Annotated in this window: 17 protein-coding genes; 15 read left to right on the top strand and 2 right to left on the bottom strand. The window is 45.9% G+C overall.

Features of this window, described 5'->3' with window-relative positions; all coding sequences use genetic code 11:
- The first annotated feature begins 16 nt into the window (after positions 1–16).
- The 6 genes from QD47_RS26195 (at position 17) to nfi (ending at position 7,730) form a co-directional block, all read left to right on the top strand.
- Positions 17–1,528 (top strand): helix-turn-helix domain-containing protein, encoded by a 1,512-nt coding sequence (locus tag QD47_RS26195; protein ID WP_235332367.1) that lies wholly within the window; start codon positions 17–19, stop codon positions 1,526–1,528.
- Between the two features lie 135 nt (positions 1,529–1,663).
- Positions 1,664–3,055, top strand: a complete 1,392-nt coding sequence (locus QD47_RS26190; RefSeq protein ID WP_044648870.1) for an ABC transporter substrate-binding protein — start codon at positions 1,664–1,666, stop codon at positions 3,053–3,055.
- Positions 3,056–3,126: 71 nt separating this feature from the next.
- Entirely contained in the window at positions 3,127–3,462 is a 336-nt protein-coding gene (locus QD47_RS26185) for a cupin domain-containing protein (protein WP_044648869.1), read from the top strand.
- Positions 3,459–5,390 (top strand): alginate lyase family protein, encoded by a 1,932-nt coding sequence (locus QD47_RS26180; protein WP_044648868.1) that lies wholly within the window; start codon positions 3,459–3,461, stop codon positions 5,388–5,390. The genes QD47_RS26185 and QD47_RS26180 overlap by 4 nt, the downstream gene beginning before the upstream one ends.
- Complete coding sequence (locus tag QD47_RS26175) at positions 5,387–6,391, top strand: ROK family protein (RefSeq protein ID WP_044648867.1); 1,005 nt, start codon at positions 5,387–5,389, stop codon at positions 6,389–6,391. Before QD47_RS26180 ends, QD47_RS26175 begins: the two co-directional genes overlap by 4 nt.
- Before the next feature lie 646 nt (positions 6,392–7,037).
- Complete coding sequence (nfi, locus tag QD47_RS26170; RefSeq protein ID WP_044648866.1) at positions 7,038–7,730, top strand: deoxyribonuclease V; 693 nt, start codon at positions 7,038–7,040, stop codon at positions 7,728–7,730.
- A gap of 201 nt (positions 7,731–7,931) precedes the next feature.
- Here nfi and QD47_RS26165 read toward each other — a convergent pair whose 3' ends face one another.
- Entirely contained in the window at positions 7,932–9,125 is a 1,194-nt protein-coding gene (locus tag QD47_RS26165) for a glycoside hydrolase family 5 protein (RefSeq protein WP_044648865.1), read from the bottom strand.
- Between the two features lie 218 nt (positions 9,126–9,343).
- Between QD47_RS26165 and QD47_RS26160 the strand changes: the two genes are divergently transcribed.
- From QD47_RS26160 to QD47_RS26120, 9 genes are all read left to right on the top strand, one after another.
- Positions 9,344–10,366 (top strand): substrate-binding domain-containing protein, encoded by a 1,023-nt coding sequence (locus QD47_RS26160; protein ID WP_044648864.1) that lies wholly within the window; start codon positions 9,344–9,346, stop codon positions 10,364–10,366.
- A 322-nt stretch (positions 10,367–10,688) separates the two neighbouring features.
- Positions 10,689–11,939, top strand: a complete 1,251-nt coding sequence (locus QD47_RS26155; RefSeq protein WP_044648863.1) for a PTS ascorbate transporter subunit IIC — start codon at positions 10,689–10,691, stop codon at positions 11,937–11,939.
- Positions 11,940–12,013: 74 nt separating this feature from the next.
- A complete protein-coding gene (locus QD47_RS26150; protein WP_044648862.1) occupies positions 12,014–12,355 on the top strand; it encodes a cupin domain-containing protein in 342 nt (113 codons plus the stop codon).
- A 576-nt stretch (positions 12,356–12,931) separates the two neighbouring features.
- The gene (locus QD47_RS32690; protein WP_200893524.1) at positions 12,932–13,096 is read left to right on the top strand and encodes a hypothetical protein; all 165 of its coding nucleotides are present in this window, start codon (positions 12,932–12,934) and stop codon (positions 13,094–13,096) included.
- A gap of 178 nt (positions 13,097–13,274) precedes the next feature.
- Positions 13,275–13,721: a GNAT family N-acetyltransferase gene (locus QD47_RS26140; protein ID WP_044648860.1), complete on the top strand. Its 447-nt coding sequence runs from the start codon at positions 13,275–13,277 to the stop codon at positions 13,719–13,721.
- 106 nt (positions 13,722–13,827) lie between these two features.
- The gene (locus tag QD47_RS26135) at positions 13,828–14,019 is read left to right on the top strand and encodes a phage portal protein (RefSeq protein ID WP_235332368.1); all 192 of its coding nucleotides are present in this window, start codon (positions 13,828–13,830) and stop codon (positions 14,017–14,019) included.
- A gap of 105 nt (positions 14,020–14,124) precedes the next feature.
- Positions 14,125–14,682: a MarR family winged helix-turn-helix transcriptional regulator gene (locus QD47_RS26130; RefSeq protein WP_044648871.1), complete on the top strand. Its 558-nt coding sequence runs from the start codon at positions 14,125–14,127 to the stop codon at positions 14,680–14,682.
- Positions 14,683–14,899: 217 nt separating this feature from the next.
- Positions 14,900–15,304, top strand: coding sequence for a hypothetical protein (locus tag QD47_RS26125; RefSeq protein WP_327204691.1), 405 nt, complete (start codon positions 14,900–14,902; stop codon positions 15,302–15,304).
- Positions 15,305–15,306: 2 nt separating this feature from the next.
- Complete coding sequence (locus QD47_RS26120) at positions 15,307–16,173, top strand: SDR family oxidoreductase (protein ID WP_044648857.1); 867 nt, start codon at positions 15,307–15,309, stop codon at positions 16,171–16,173.
- Between the two features lie 450 nt (positions 16,174–16,623).
- Here the strand turns inward: QD47_RS26120 and QD47_RS33990 are convergent, their stop codons facing one another.
- A complete protein-coding gene (locus QD47_RS33990) occupies positions 16,624–16,857 on the bottom strand; it encodes a DUF6713 family protein (protein WP_327204692.1) in 234 nt (77 codons plus the stop codon).
- Positions 16,858–16,862: the final 5 nt, after the last annotated feature.

Genomic DNA, 16,862 nt, shown 5'->3' with positions numbered 1-16,862 from the left:
ACACGACGACTAGGTTGTGGGCACCGCAGGCGATGGTGAGCATGGTTGGACTCTTCTGCTGGAGAAAGATCCGGATATCGTCATCAGTGATATCCGGATGCCGAAGCTCAACGGTCTGGAGCTGATGAGGCGCGCTTCTGGCCAATGTTTACGCGCCAAATTTATTTTTATCAGCGGTTATTCCGATTTCAGCTATGCGCAGGAAGCGATTAAGCTTGGCGCTTCCGATTATTTGCTAAAACCGTTCACTCCGCCGGAAATTCTGGAAGCAGTGCTGAAAGTGAAAAAAGTAATCGAGTCCGAACGGGCCAAGTCGGAGCAGCTTAAGCATTTGGAGCAAAAAATGGACGCCAGCCATTTGCAGCTCCGCCAGGATTATTTGACCAGTCTGCTTCGCCAGGAAACAGGTGGCCGCCTAAGCGATAGCCGTTGGAGCGATCTCCATATTGATCTGGAAGCCGATAAACTAATGGTCATGGCCATCGAAATGGACTGCTATACCGAATATGGCTACACTCTGCATCTTGACGACAACGAAATCATTCCCTTTGCGATCAAAAATATTTTGGACGAGACGCTGAATTTGCATACCCGGGGTGTTGTGCTGCATGAGAGCAAGCAGCGGCTAGCAGCCATCTTTAATCCGCCAGATGGGATGGAGACTTCAGTGTTGCTGGAACTTTGCAGGGAGAATGTGGAGAAATTCAGCAAAAAAACCGTTTCGATTGGCCTGGGCACGATGGCCCGGGGACCGAGAGAAATCCATACAGCGTTTGTGCATGCCGCCAAAGCGCTGGCTTATCGTTTTTACAGCGAGGGCAATTGCGTGTTCCGGTATACGGAACTGGCGCAGGAGGATTTTGCAGCTCCAGACTACCCTGTGGAGAAGGAAAAGGAATTGCTGTATGCGCTGAGATGCGGTAATAAAACGAGCTGTCACCTCATGATTGACGACATTTTTCACCAATGGACATTGTCCCACAAATTTCCGGAGCCACTGGCTATGATCCGCTTACTGTCAGGGCTCGCCTTCGCCATGTATCGGGCGTTTTGTGACGAGATCACCGAGGAAGAACGCATCCAGTTGGAGGCTGACTTAACAGCGCTGGAGGAGAACCGTTCGTTGACCTTCGGCGGCTGGAAGAGCTACATCAATCATTTCAGCAGTAAGGGCTGTGAATTTGTAGAGAAGAAGCGGCTCAGGGATGTTACGCAAGCGATCCATCGGGCCAGGGAATACATCCGCCTGCATCTTCAGGAGAATCTAACGCTGCACAATTGCGCTCGGGCGGTTCATTTAAGCCCAAGTTATTTTGCAAACGCCTTCAAGAAGGAGACAGGCATGACCCTGATCCAATATATTACCAAGATGAGAATGGAAAGAGCAAAGGAACTGCTGATTGCAGGAGTACAGGTTCAGGAAATTTCACAGATGCTCGGATATGAGGACCGTCCGTATTTCAGCGGTCTGTTTAAAAAGTATTGTGGCATGACGCCCACCAGTTTCAGGCAGATGTATTTGAAATGAACACCAAGCCGGGACAATCATTTTTTCCCCCATACAAAGTTAAAATGTCCCTCACTCCCGTGAAAACGGAACCACTATGATTACGTTAACGGGTAACCGCAGAGGTTGTCCGGAAAAACAAAAGGGGGCATAACGATGGTTAAGAAGTGGATTATCCTAACACTGAGCGCAGTCCTGGCCTTGAGCCTGGGCGGCTGTTCATCGGACAGTGGCAATAATGACGCTCCGGCCGATTCCAAAGGAACTACGGGAGCGAAAACCAAAATCATTTACTGGACGCCTGACCGCCATGATGCCGATTTCATGAAAGCAAAGGTTGACAAGTTTAACCAGACAAACCGAGATAATATTGAAGTGGAAATGAACGTTATGGGCGACAATTATCCGCAGGCGGTGGACATCTCGTTTGCCAGCAAGCAGGCTCCGGATGTACTGCAAGTCAACGATTTCCAGACCTATTACAAGAAAGGCTATCTGGCCCCGATCAACTCCTATATGAGCGACGAGATGAAGGCGACCTTCAAAGACAGCCTGATCGAGAATAAGAACACCATCGACGGCAAGATATTTACCTTGCCCAACACCGGGCAAATCTGGAGACTGATTTATAATAAAGATATCTTTAAGAAAGCAGGCATCGCTACTCCTCCCAAAACGCTTGCCGACATGGTGGTTGCGGCCAAAAAGATTACAGAGGTCGGCAAAAGCGAAGGTATTTACGGCTTTGCCAGTCCGTTCAAGAGCGGAAACGGCTTCTGGCGGGCGGCGAATACGATTGCAGGCGTCAGCAACAATACAGGCATCGACGGTTACAATTACAAAACAGGCCAGTTTGATTTTGGCATGTACAAGGATATCGCTTTGGCGCTGCGGCAAATGAAAGAAGACGGCAGTATGCTGCCGGGAGTGGAGAATCTGGATATCGATCCGCTGCGCGCGCAATTTGCCCAAGGTAAAATCGGGATGTACATTAACCACTCGGCTGAACCCGGAGTGTACAAGGACCAGTTCCCGACCACCGAAAACTGGGGAGCGGTTCCCGTGCCGTCTATTGACGGAACCATTAAAGGCGCATCGCAAATTATCGGCGGTTCCTACATTGGTATCAGCGCAGATTCCGCCCATAAGGAAGCGGCCTGGAAGTTTATGGAGTACGTGTACAGCAAGGAATTGCAAAGTGAATACTATGAAAAGGGTTATGGAATCTCCTTAATCCCAGCCGTGTTGAGCTCAGGCAAGAAGCCGAGTATTCCGGGCATTGAAGGATTCCTGCCAAAACGGGTTGACGCTATTTATCCAGCTAATCCAAGTATAATTACGGAAAGCTCTTTGGAAGGCATGAAATGGGCAGAAGCCTTTAACGTATTTGTATTCACCGGCGGTGATGTGAATGCCATAATCAAGGATTTGGATACCAGGTATAATACATCTTTGGAAAAATTAAGAGCATCCGGTACTACCAATATTGTCGCTGATCCCAATTTTGATGCTGCCAAGCTACAGGGCAAATTGTCCACAGAAGAATAACCTGTGGCTGTCCCGCGGCCGATTCCCCAAGCGGTTCGGCCGCTTATTTTATCTGAAAGGGGTAGGAAAGCATGATTATTGAAAATGGGGAAGCCAAAACGCATGTCATTGACGGAAGCAGCTCTCGCAAAATTCTCGGTATGGGTGGAACGCTGATGATGGTGGAGGTCACCTTTCGCAAGGGCGGAGTCGGAGAAGTCCATTCCCACGATAAGCATGAGCAGGTCAGCTATATTGTAAAAGGAAGCTTCGAGGTCCGAGTCGGCGACGAGACGCGCATTCTCAAGGCGGGAGATAGCTTCTATGCGGGTTATAACGTTCTGCATGGCGTGAAGGCGCTGGAAGACTCCGTCATTCTGGATGTGTTCAATCCCTTCCGCGAAGATTTCCTTGAGGATCAGCAATGAACGACTATTACCTGCCGCAGCTCGAATTGCGCAGGACTGCGGAGTATTACGCCCGCCATTTTCCCGGCGAAGCCGAAGCGTCAATCGCCATTGCCGATCATGCTGTGGTCAATGAATTTATCGTGCCTTACACCCATGACTTGAGCCGCTGGATTCCACTAGGCGATCCGGTAGATTGGCTGCATAATCCCTCCAAGGACCCGGAGTTCACCTGGGGAATCAATCGGCATTGGCATATGCCGGATCTGGGCAAAGCATACCTGATGAATGGCAATCCGCAGTATGTCTCCGCGTTTATCAACCATTATCGCGGTTGGCGGAAGCAGAACCCGGTTCCAGTCGTTCCGTCCTATGAAGAAGCCGTTTTCTTCCAGAAGCTTGGTCCTTGGCGGCTGCTGGAAACCGGCTTGCGCGTGCAGTCCTGGATATCTGCCTACAAATATATGGAGGACAGCCCACTGCTGACGGAACCGTTTCACGCCGAATTTTTACAGGGGCTGGAAGAACATGCTGAGTTCCTCACCCGGTATCTGGGCAGTACCGAAATTAATCATGCCATTATGCATATGCAAGGTCTGTTCATGATCGCTACATTTTATCATTGGCATCCACGTGCGCCGTATTGGCGGCAGTTGGCGGCCGAGCGGCTGGAGCTTTGCCTGCTGCATCAGGTTGGTCCCGAAGGGGTGCAGATTGAGCTTACGACCCATTATCACAATGCCAGCATCGAAATGTTCGGCACCCCTTATTTGCTGGGTCGGCTGTCCGGTTATCCCTTCTCGGAATGGTTCGGCGAGCAACTTCGCAAAATGACGGCATTCACGGAGGCGCTTATTCGGCCAGACCATCAATCTACCGGAGTCGGCGACTCCGACTGGGTTGGTGACGGGCGGCAGCGGTTGACGCTGTTGGGCGCGATTCTCGAAGATGACGAACTGATCTGCCGAGGGGCGGATAGCTCGGAAAGCCTGTGGCTGCTGGGAGCGGAGAAATATGGACGTTGTATGCAGCTTCAGGCTGCTTACAAGCCTTCAACGGAGAGCCGGACATTTCCACAGACCGGGTACTATGTAATGCGGGATGAGCAGCAGTATTTGTTTTTTGACGCCGCCGCTATGGGCGGGGCGCACGGTCATGCCGATGCGCTGAATCTGGAATGGATGTGGAAGCAGCAGCTTTTTTTCACAGATACCGGACGGTATACCTACGAAGAAGGGGAATGGCGCCATTATTTCAAAAGCACGCGGGCGCATAATACGATCACGGTGGATGGCGAGGACCAGACGCCGTATGTATCCACGCAACAATGGGGCACGCCTGCGGCCGAAGCGAAGACATACCGCTGGGAGAGCAACAGCCATTATCACTTCATTGATGCTTCCCATGACGGTTATACTCACTTGTCCGATCCTGTAACACATCGCAGATGGGTGCTGCTTGGCTCAGAGGTTCCGATAATGCTGTTAGCGGATTGGCTGGAAGCCGAAGCGGAGCACGAGATGGAGCAACGGTTTCATCTGCACCCGGAAGCTGTAGTAGAGCTGTTGGAGGGCGAGACGGGTAGTCTGGGCGCTTCCGCTTCCTTGGTTTATCCGGGTTCTTCTGTCAAGCTTGCTATACAGTGGACAACGGCCGGGTTGACGGAAGGGCGCTTCAAGGTCAGCGAACAGCAGGGCTGGGTATCGAAAATATACGGCTCCAAAGCGGAGACGCCTGTGTTACAGGGACAAGCCGCTTTTTCAGGAAAAGCAGGCATTCTTACGGTGTGTCTGCCGGAGGATTCGGCCGATAACGGCGAGCCGCTCCGCCTGACCGCGTGGGAGATCGATCCTGCGCGTCAGCGGGTCGAGGTGTCCTATGTGTATGGTGCCGCATCCGGAACCATCGTAATTGATGGCACCACGCTGGAATGGAGGGATCATGGATGACGGGCGATGCTAAGCCGGACACACCTACCGCGTGGATCGCGGGGATTGATGTCGGCGGCACCAAGACCTTGTTTTGCCTCGCTGGGGTGGACGGGAGCATTCGCGGCAAACGCAAGCTCGATACGCAGCTGAGCAGGGACCCGAAAAGCTTTATGGAATGGCTGTTTGCCGAGCTGGGGCAATTTTGCCAAGCTCATGGAACCAAACTTTCCAAACTGGCTGGAGTGGGTATCGGCTTGCCGGGAGTGATGAACGAGCAGACAGGCATTCTGTCCAGCGCACCTGCATTGGACTGGCCGGCAGAGGATATTCGTCCGTGGATTGCGCACAACTATGAAGGAATCGTGGTGCTGGACAATGATGTGAACATGGCGGCGCTTGGGGAGCAGTGCAAGGGTGCAGCGGCTGGCTGTGAACATTTTATAATGATTACGGTCGGTACTGGCATCGGCGGTGCGTTGTACCTGAACGGGCAGCTGTATAAAGGGGTGACCTTCTCCGCTGGGGAGATCGGGTACTTCGTGATCGAAATGGATCGGGAGACGCTGTCCGCAGGGAAGAGCGGTGTCTTGGAGAGGTTCGGGGCGTTGGAGAATCATGCTTCCGGTACTGGCATCGCATTACAGGCGGCGCGTTGTATGGAAGACGGGGAGCTGTGCCCGGTGCTCTCGCTGCAGGCGGCTGGCGGTCCGGTCACGGCCAAGCATGTCTTCGCGGCGGCTGCAGAGGGCAGTCAGCTCGCGGCCCGCGTGTTGGACCGGGCTTATCATCTGATGGCCGTTGCCATCGCCAACTTGACCATCACGCTTAATCCACAGCTTGTTGTGCTGGGTGGCGGCGTCGTGGAGAAAAATGCGGAATATGCTGGCGAATTGGCCGAACGTGTCTCCGCATTAAGTCCTGTTGCTGTGGACATTCGCAAGGCGGCACTCGGCAACGAAGCGGGCGCGACCGGAGCGGTCGAGGCTATCAGGAGAGCGCTCCGGGGCAGTGGCGGCTGACGGAAGTTATTTAAATAATGCGCTGTTTGTACCTGCCGCTTCAGCTTCGCTCCGGCATCCTTAATACGCACCGCGTTATTCATGGGGAGGCCCATCTTGATGGATGTATTGTGAAGAACATCAACAAATAACCGTCTTCAGTTGAATGGTGGAGTGTGCAGGATTGCACGCTTGACATTATCAACCGGGAAACGGTTTTTTTGTTTTGTTGTGCCAACGATTGGGATTGGGAGCTTCATTATTTATAAAATGTAGTCGGGACAGTCAAATCAGGTCGTCTCCCTCCATACCAAGGTCAACTTCGTCGTGACGTAGTGAATCCGCTTGGATTTGTGAAAGGAGCATGGATAAGTGATCTCTTAATTCTTAAGCGTAGCAGTTGTAATGAGTGTGCGTATGTTAACTCTCATAGAGAGGGATGGCAAGTTGTTTTTTTGTTTGGCTGTGTTGTACGATCTTGTTGTTGGGGCTGAAAAATGAATTTACACAAAATATTGAAAGACTCGACTTTTCTCCACAGATTACTTGGCACAATAGAACTACTTGTTTAATACTGATTTACCACCCTATTTTTAGATGACAGTATGGTATACTTTAGATGAAATAATTCATTATTTTCACAATAAATGTAAATGGAGATTATTACATGAAACAAATTCTTGACCATCCTTGGGATATAACAGAAACAGATGCTTTAGCTTTACAAAAGAGATTATCTCTGAAAGTAATAAAACAGGATCATTTTTTAGAAATTAATTATGTTGCCGGTATCGACGTTGCATACAGTGAATATACAAGTCAGCTTTTTGCTGCGGTTGTGGTTTTCAATGCTAAAACTTTAGAAGTTATTGAATCTGTTGTAGCAGAAGATGCCATACATTTCCCGTATATTCCTGGATTATTTTCTTTTAGAGAATTACCTCCAATTATTAAGGCTTTAAAATTGTTGAAAAATACACCTGATTTAATTGTTTGTGATGGACAGGGAATTGCCCATCCAAGACGTTTTGGGTTGGCAAGCCATTTAGGAGTTTTATTTGACGTTCCCACAATTGGTTGTGGGAAAACCAGATTACTAGGTGATTATATAGAACCCGGAAAAATGAGGGGAGAGCGTTCTCCTCTTGTCGATAGTGATGAGGAAATTGGGAGTGTTCTTAGAACACAGAATCATATCAAACCGATCTTTGTTTCTATTGGTCATCGAATATCACTAACTACAGCCTGTGAATGGATTTTAAAGATTTCTCCTCGATACCGTTTACCTGAAACAACCCGCCAAGCTGATCAACTTGTTAATAAAGCTTTATATGTATTGAATAGCAAACAAAAGAATTAGTTTTTGAGATTTATAACAATGATAATGTATTTAAATACTGCGGCATTATACCCAAGCATAATAAATATATAGAAGACTATATGAAATAATGAAGAAATCAGATGTTATGTAAAAAAAGCTTATTCCCACTCATGTTTAAGTTGGAATAAGCTTTTGAAAGGTTGGCTGCTATCATTCACCTGCTAAGCATGGACGACAGGCTTATTCGGCGGTTGTTTTCGCTTGCTCTGCTGCGAAGATGACAGGCTTCATAATCCGGCTCAGCATATCCTGCTTCGGACGATTCCAGGTAACCCAATCGTCCAGCAGCAATCCACCCGTGTCGCCACTATTCGGATTTAGGGACCAGTATGTGAAGTACAGGTTGTTGGCACGAATATAGTCTACGAGTGCATTTTGCCACTTGCCCTCAGTGGAGGACATATCGACATTACGACCGCCGAATTCACCGACCAGCACCGGAGCTATGTTTTGCTTGCTAATGTAGCCCCAGGTTTGATCCCAGATGGCTGGCAGGTTGGACGGGAAGGCAGGGTCGTTGAACCATGGCTGCGAGGACACACCAGGGCCATAATCATGCGGAGAATATACGACACGGTTCGGTACATCCAGAACAACAGGGTAGTTCGCTACACCTGTCAGGTTGCCGCCCCACCAGTATTGGCTATTGTTGCCTTGTACATTGTGGTCCACACCTTCTACGAGAATCAGCCATTTTGGATTCACGGACAGAATGGCATTCCCTGCACGCTGTGCCGCCAGACGCCAGTCTGTGGAGATATTGCCTGTACCCCAGCTTGCCTGACCGTGTGGCTCGTTGTGCAAATCCGCGCCAATGACAGTAGGGTTGTTTTTATAACGTTCAGCTAACATTTTCCAGTCACTGATCCAACGAGTCTCAGGGTACTGGGACGTGTACCACAGCTCGGATTGTCCACCTGAGCCTGGACGGTGACGGTCAAGGATAATCTGAATACCGCGTTGTCCAGCTTTTTCGATCAGCTTGTCCATAATTTGAATCGGAGTCAATCCGACCAGATCAGGATTTTTGGAATAATCAATACTGTCCGGACGGGAACTGGAATCGAACAACTGATTACTGTAAGGCAGACGGATCAGATTGTAGCCTTCTTTCTTCACCTGGTCCAGCATGTCGTCCATTGAACGGCTCCACAGTCCATGCAAGGTGTAATTAGGGGTTTCCAGACCGAACCAGTTTAGTCCGTTGAATGCCGCCTCTTTCCCGGATTCGTCCACAATCTTGCTTCCTGCGGTGTGGTAATATCCTTTCACACTGGCTGCATCTGCTGAAGGGGGAGTGTAGCCATACAGTGAAAAGCCCATTACGAGGGAGGCAATGACGAAAAATGTCTTTTTCAACCCTTTTTTCTTCATATTTTTGCTTCCTCCTTTATTTGAATATATTTGTAACCGATTACAATTTCATTTTATGTTCAAATATTCCATCAAACAAGTTCATAAAATTCATATATTTCTAAGATTTCTTTACAAGAAGGTATATAATAAAGTGAAATTCACTTTACATATAGGTTGCAGAATATATATTTGAAAATGAACACGCTTAACACGCAGAAAAAGAAAGGGGGTTAACCATGGTCACAACGATGAAAGAAGTTGCAGAACGTGCAGGGGTGTCGAAGAGCACAGTTTCGCAGTTTCTGCATAAGAGATACAACTATATGAGTGAAAAAACCAAGAAGAAGATCGAGCAAGCGATTGAGGATCTCAACTATATTCCCAATGAGGTGGCACGCAGTCTCAAGCAGAAGAAGACCTTTATTGTGGGGGTTATTTCTTCAACTATTTTATCGAGATTTACAACAGAAGTCGTGCGTGCAATTGAAGATGAATGCCAACTGGAAAATGTTCAGGTCATTGTCTGCAATACCGATGATGATTCGCTCAAAGAGAAAAAGTATGTCCAGTCGATGATTGCTCGGCAAGTGGATGGACTTATCATTTTTCCGACGGAAGAGAACAAGAAATTATATGTTTCCCTTGTCAAGAATGGCTATCCTTTCGTGTTTGTGGACCGAAAAATCGATGAAATCAGCGTAGACACGGTGCTGTTGAATAATGAAAAAGCCAGCGAGCTTGCGGTTGAAGAACTCATTGAGCATGGTCATAAAAACATTGGCATCATCACGTTCCCTTTAGGCAAAAAAGCGATCACCACACGAAGTGAGCGGCTGTCCGGTTATAGAAATACGATGGGCAAACATGACATATCAGTGAATGAAAACTATATCAAAAGCGGCAGGTTGGATGAAATACCAAATCTTATTGGACAACTATTCCACATGAAGAACCCGCCCACCGCAATCATCGCTACTAATGACATGATTTTGGAGCAGGTGCTGATTTATGCAAAAAATAATCGTCTGACCATACCTAATGACTTCTCCTTGATTGGCATAGATGATGTATCCTTTGCGTCTTTTTATAATCCGCCGATCACTACCGTTTCCCAGCCGAGCTTTGAAATGGGGAAAAGAAGTGCGAGGCTGCTGCTGGAGAAAATCGATCAAAAAGAGCAGGATCATGAGGAGCTGTCAGAAATCATCCGATTGAATCCGGCCATTAACCACAGAGAATCTGTCCAAAAATTGAACTGAATAATTTGAATAAGTCTTTTTATCTTTTTGGAAACGTTTTTATGAATTCTATTGTAAAAAGAAAATAATGAGCTATAATGATCCTATGATTCGAGTCATGAATACCTTTTCATTTCTTTATTTACCTGATTTTAGTGATAATAGCGATTTAAGCGAGGGGAGGAATGAATCTTAAACGAATAATTTATGGATTCAATTGTGATATAATTCACAAAAAAATAATTCTGCTTCTTTTTACATTCCCGGAAGGGAAATTTTTTTCAAGTATTACTAAATCGATTTAGTAAGAGTGAAAATTAATAAAAGAAAGTCGGAGATCACTATGGAAATGTTTATGAGTATTATCAGGGAGCCATCCATCATTATCGCGATTGTGACATTACTCGGCCTTATATTCCAGAGGAAGAAAGTATCCGAGATCATTACGGGAACTACCCTTTCTTTCATGGGCTTCACCATGATCAAAGTCGGCGGCGGAATTTTAGGAGGCGTTCTCACCAACTTCAGCCAAATTTTTTCTTATGCGTTCAAACTTAAAGGTGTCGTACCAAGCAATGAAGCCATCATGGCACTGACCATTGATCAGATCGGGGCGGATGCTGCGCTCATTCTACTCTTTTCCATGATTCTTAACATCGTGCTTGCACGCCTGACCAAGTTCAAGTACATTTATTTGTCTCTTCACTTGATTCTGTTCATGAGCTTTGCCGCTACAGCCGTTATGAAAGGTCTTGGTCTCAGTTCGCTGACTACGATCATCGTCGGTTCTTTGGTAATCGGGAGCTATATGGCAGTGTTCCCTTACCTGCTCCGGAATGCCAGCAAAAACATTATCAAATCTGATGAATATACGATTGCTCATGCTTCCATGACCTCTTACATTCTCGGCACCTATTTAGGAAAAGTTTTTGGCAACCGTGAAAATGACACCGAAAATGTAAAAATTAATGACCGCATCAGTTTTTTGCGCGACCCCAATGTTGCAACGACCTTGACGATGCTTGTGCTTTTACTGGTATCCGGACTGGTTGCTGGTTCTGATTATGTCAGCAAATTATCTGATGGCAAAGAATACATCGTCTTCATCCTCGAACAGTCAGCTATTTTTGCTGCCGGCTTGTATATCGCAAAAGCAGGTGTTAAGCTGTTCACGACTGAAATTGTACCCGCTTTCAAAGGGTTCTCCCAAGTGTTCGCACCTGGAGCAATCCCTGGTGTGGATGTTCTGGTACTGTTCGACAAATCACCCAATTCCGCGTTGGTCGGCTTCTTGGTCAGCTTCTTCACAGGCGTTGCCTGCGTCTTTCTTTTTCCGCTTGTCGGATTGCCTGTCATTGTGCCGGGGATCATGGCCTGCTTCCTCGCTGGTGGTGCAGCCGCGATATTCGGCAATTCCAGCGGTGGTTTCAGAGGGGCTGTCATTTCCAGTTGTCTTAATGGATTCTTGCTCTGTCTGCTGCCGGCCCTCACCTTGCCGCTCTTTTCTTTTTTGGGTGCCGAAGGGGTGACATTCGCCGATCCCGACTTTACTACCCTTTCCGGAGTATTGTGGCTTATTTTCCGTTGGTTTTAAACTAAATCGATTTATGAAGTTTTTTAGAATAACTCATCTCAATAATTTGTGTTCTAAATGAGGAGGAATTATCCATGTTTTTTAACGACCAATATATTCAACTTGATACCGTTGACAGTAATACCACCCGGAAAGTGCTGGCCCACAGCGACCAGCTTATGTATGTCAAAGTGATGTTTGCTAAAGCCCAAACAGGGGAGATCCCGTTGCATAAGCATATCCATGAACAAGTCACTTATGTATTGAAGGGAAGTTTTAAGTTTATGATCGATAATGGCGAAACAAAGGATGTGCAGACCGTTAGAGAAGGAGACAGCATCCATTTTCCATCCGATACTCTTCATGGCTGTATCCCACTGGAGGATGACGGTATTCTGCTAGATGCATTTACACCAGCACGTGCAGATTTCCTGTAACTTCCCTTACTAAATACGGTGTATCTATTGAGTATGTCGAAAAAATGATTGATGGACAGGAAGAGTAAAAGAAAGGGATACTCCCAATGCGAGCATCCCTTTTTGTATTCGTCTACCCAGCGATATACCTTGTTTCAAGTAAAGGAAAAACTATTAGTTCTACCAATTATAGTGCTATAGATGACAAAATAGAGATACACATTGATTATGAAGCAATATTGGCTGTTGATTTGCCTAACGGATTAAAGAAGGGGAAATATCATTGATTGAAGATTATAGTTGAATAATTTGAGGAGACAACCCACGATTAAGTTAACGGAAAACGAGAGGTAAACATAGTTGATTGTTACTAAATGTAAAATTATACAGAATTCTATGCGTTATTATAGGAAGGAGGTTCACTATGGCAAGATTTAAGAAAAGTTTAATGGTATGCTCTATGCAAAGTCTACATTATGAACAACGGCGGTTGTTTGTATAGAGCTAGAAATAATTTCCGCCAGAATGGTGATCATTGTGTATAGTAATGACTTTGCTACCTTAAAAATTCCAACTATTTTAAGGAGCAGAGCTATCATGAAATATGTAAATGCAGTTATCATCTTTCCAGAAGAATTACTAAGGGAAATACAGAAGTACGTACATGGTGAAATGGTGTATGTCCCTACACCTCGGGGATTGCGTAAGAAATGGGGCGAGAATACCGGGAGCAGAAAATACTGGAAGCCGAAGACTTATTGAATATGGCACAGAGCTACATGAAACAAAAGTTTGAAGAAGACAATTCGGATAACCTCAGATACAACTATCAGGTTAGACAAGTGGGCAGATCAGTGCAAGCGTATAGCCTTGCCAAAATGTACAAAGACGTCTAACATTTATTTCGGGTGTCCGTGATGAAAAAAGGAGGCGTTCAAGAATGAAAGAAAAAAATGTCAGGGGAATTAGGGTAACTGATTATCATGATATTTATTTGTTAAACCAAGACTTTAACCCAAAACTATATCTATTTTCTGAAGAAAAAGTAAAAGAGAAGATTGAAATCATAACAAAGAAAACAAAAGATATGATCTTTGTTTGTGAAGAAAACAACGAGGTAATAGGATATATTCATGGGAGCCCGTATGAATTACTTTTTTCTGACTCTTTAGTAAATGTACTGGGATTTGTTGTAAAAGAAAAGTATAGAAATCAAGGTGTAGGTAGCCTGTTGATTGAGCGTCTTGAACAGTGGGGAAAGAGCCATGGATTTTCTGGGATTAAACTGTTATCTCACCCAAGTCGAATACATGCTCACAGGTTCTACGAACAACGTGGTTATATGTTTACAAAGGACCAAAAAAATTTTATAAAAAAGTTCAAATAGTACATATGTGGAACGAGAGCTCAATGAGCAACCAGGACAAGGCCGCTCAGTAAACTATGTGTCCAATTCGGATCAGGACGAAGCCATACATAATATAGACGTAGATATGAATCATTGGGATAAAGAGCATAAACTACAGCTATGGAAACAATCTGAAATCTTTGGCGAGAGCTACAAATTGAACTATATCGACTCGAATGGACAGTTTTCTGCCACAGTGTTATCCCCTTTGAATGCCTATGTGCTAGAAGACGGAACACCAGAAAAGAAATGTATTAATTGGCCTACACAAATTTAGAGACGATTTGATAATTGCCACTGTAGAAAAAGGAAAAAAGCTGAAAATGAAGATGTGGTAAAAAAATGTGTTGACACAAAAATAATTAGGAACCATACTATGTATATGAACAAGGATAATAAAATAACCAACGACATTGATGCTATTCCCTCGCTTGCACAATCCAAGCGTCAGATTGATCGCTATAACCTAGACCTAGATGCACAGGCTATACTCGTCGCGTCTAGGCTAATGGAAGCGGGAGCCAAGCTTGGACATGCCGCAGAGATTCATTTCTCCAGATTCGGTTTATCAACAGGGCGATATCGTTTATTGGCAGACCTTGAAGATAACGAAGGAGAAGAGTTGCCCTCGCAATTATCTGAGCATCTAGGTGTGACACGTGCTACAGTGACTGGTCTTATCGATACTCTTGAGCGAGATGGACTAGTATCCCGGCGATCAAGTTCAGAGGATGGACGTCAGAAAGCGGTCATATTGACAGAGCAAGGAGCGAAGAAGCTTCGTGAAATGGCTCCTGAGCATTTCGCTCGGCTGGAAGCCATGGTGGGATTACTGAATATCGAGGAACGCAGCGTATTCCTCGATCTGTTAGGCCGAGTTACACAAGGTATATCGGCACTTACGGACGAACCAAAGCGAACTAAAGAAACACATCAGTAATGAGTAGAATGGGCTAGTGAAGCTAGCCCATTTTCATTCTTATATAGTTAGGATCCTAATTATATATCACTGAAAGCAACCGTTGAACGATTAAAAAGAATAAAGGAGCCATTAAATGAACAAGACGACGGAGTATCCCAATCAGACAGATGGTGTTTACGAAATCAAGTCTGCTGGTTCTGGCACAAAGACTTTTGTACTGTGGCGTGAAGTTGTAATGGCCTATGCGTCTCCTGCCATTATGGCAGGTATCGGGGGATTGGTCACTGCCGACAAGGGGCTACAATTAGGGGCCTTGACCACAATTGGCGGAACATCGGCCTTCTTGGCTTTGATGCTTGGCCTTTGGCTGCGCAGTAGAGGAGGCCATAAAGGGTGGATCATCGGCGCACCTCACTTGGTTGTGGTTGGGCTGTTCGCGTTGGTGGGAGCAACATTTGGCCTATTCGCCGCATGGGCGACATCTGGTTTACTAGAAATTATGATTCCGAGCAATCACTTGGCCTGGGTCGGTCGTGTCTGGATCGATTTCCCGTTGTCCGGATTCATAGCAAGTACGATAGTGACATGGCGGTGGCGTCTTGCCGTCACTACAAATTTTTCATCCAAAAGGAGAAGATAAGAATGATAGTTATTATTGGAGCAACAGGTACGATAGGCAGTGCGCTTTTGGAACGTTTGGTTGATCTTGGAGTACCCGCCAGGGCGCTGAGCAGAGAGCCTGAGAAGTTGCGTGATCAGATTGGAGAAAAAGGCTGGTCGACTATCGAGGTTGCATCGGCTAATGCTTCCGACCCCGAATCGTTGCGCCGCGCGTTTGCAGGAGCTAACCAGCTCTTTCTTGCAATATCCAATAGTCCAAGACAAATTGAATTAGAAACTTCGATTATTCAGATTGCCGCCAAAGCTGGCATCAAGCACATCGTAAAGATATCCAGTCCTGCCTTTGAGAAGAGCTCTCCAGTAGCAGTGGCGGGCTGGCATTACGAAATCGAGAAAACCCTTAGCGAATCGGGTGTCACCCATACCGTGTTACGCCCCTATGCGTTCATGCAAAACTTATTGCGCTTTGCAACAACGGTCACAACCCAAAATGCTTTCTTCGGCTCCATGAGCGATTCACCCTGTAACTTCATTGACTGTCGCGATATCGCAGATGTCGCTGCAGAAGTTCTGACCAATCGAGAGGTATCTGGCCAAATCTATACGCTTACCGGTTCGGATATTTTCAGCTATCCTCAGATCGCGAGTAAACTATCCGTCCTGCTCGATCGGCCGATACGCTACATCAACATGGAGCCCCAAGCACTACTCCGCAATCTCATCGAGCACGGGCATATGCCTCCTTGGCTTGCGAATCACGTTGTGGAAATTCAAACTATGTCTACGGTGGTTCCGGAAAGACCAACGGACATTGTAAAGCGCTTGCTCGGTAGAGAGCCCCGCAAGCTAGACGCTTTTCTGCATGAGCATACAGAAAATTTCAGGTAGAGACGGAGTTCAGCTAAGGATCAACCAGAAAGAAATGGTTGGCCTCATAATACGAACGGGCAGGATAGTTCAATAAGAAGCTGTAGTGGAAGCGGATCCGGTATCGCATAAGATTTCTACGGACTCGTTGCTGTGAAACTATCATCCCATAAATTAAAAAAAGCCGCGATTTATGCGGCTTTTAATGGCATAATGTTTTTGGCTTCTAGACTGCCATATCCCCATGAATATAAATCTTTACTTGATTCGTGCGGAAGTATAATGTATTGGCGGAAATGGTAAATAGGGGAAGCGAGCCCCTATTTTTTGTTGTTGGGTTTGTTATCGTACTTTGTTGATTCTTGAACAAAAATATGACCGCCATTAGGTATAGGTGATCACGTGATTATTAAACTAATCTTAACGTTTCCCGTTAGAGTATAACTTCAAACATTTTGTGTTCGCATTCACTCATTTTTTAAATAGTAATAATAAATGAATTACCGCAAGAATTCCCATTGGATAAATAATTGATCTAGAGAACGTATTCTTAAATCCATTACGGGGGTGCTTTTCAAAAAATAGGTGCAGGATTGCATGGATGATTAAAAATAAATCTAGAAACCAAAAAATAATTGTCTGATATTGGCTGAAAAGTAAAGAGAGTATTATTGTGTAAAGAGGAAGGTGAATAAATGTGAAGATTTTTG

Source organism: Paenibacillus terrae, assembly GCF_000943545.1.
GTDB lineage: Bacteria > Bacillota > Bacilli > Paenibacillales > Paenibacillaceae > Paenibacillus > Paenibacillus terrae_A.
Note: the sequence above shows the minus strand (reverse complement) of the source record. Positions and strands in the feature narration are given on the sequence as shown.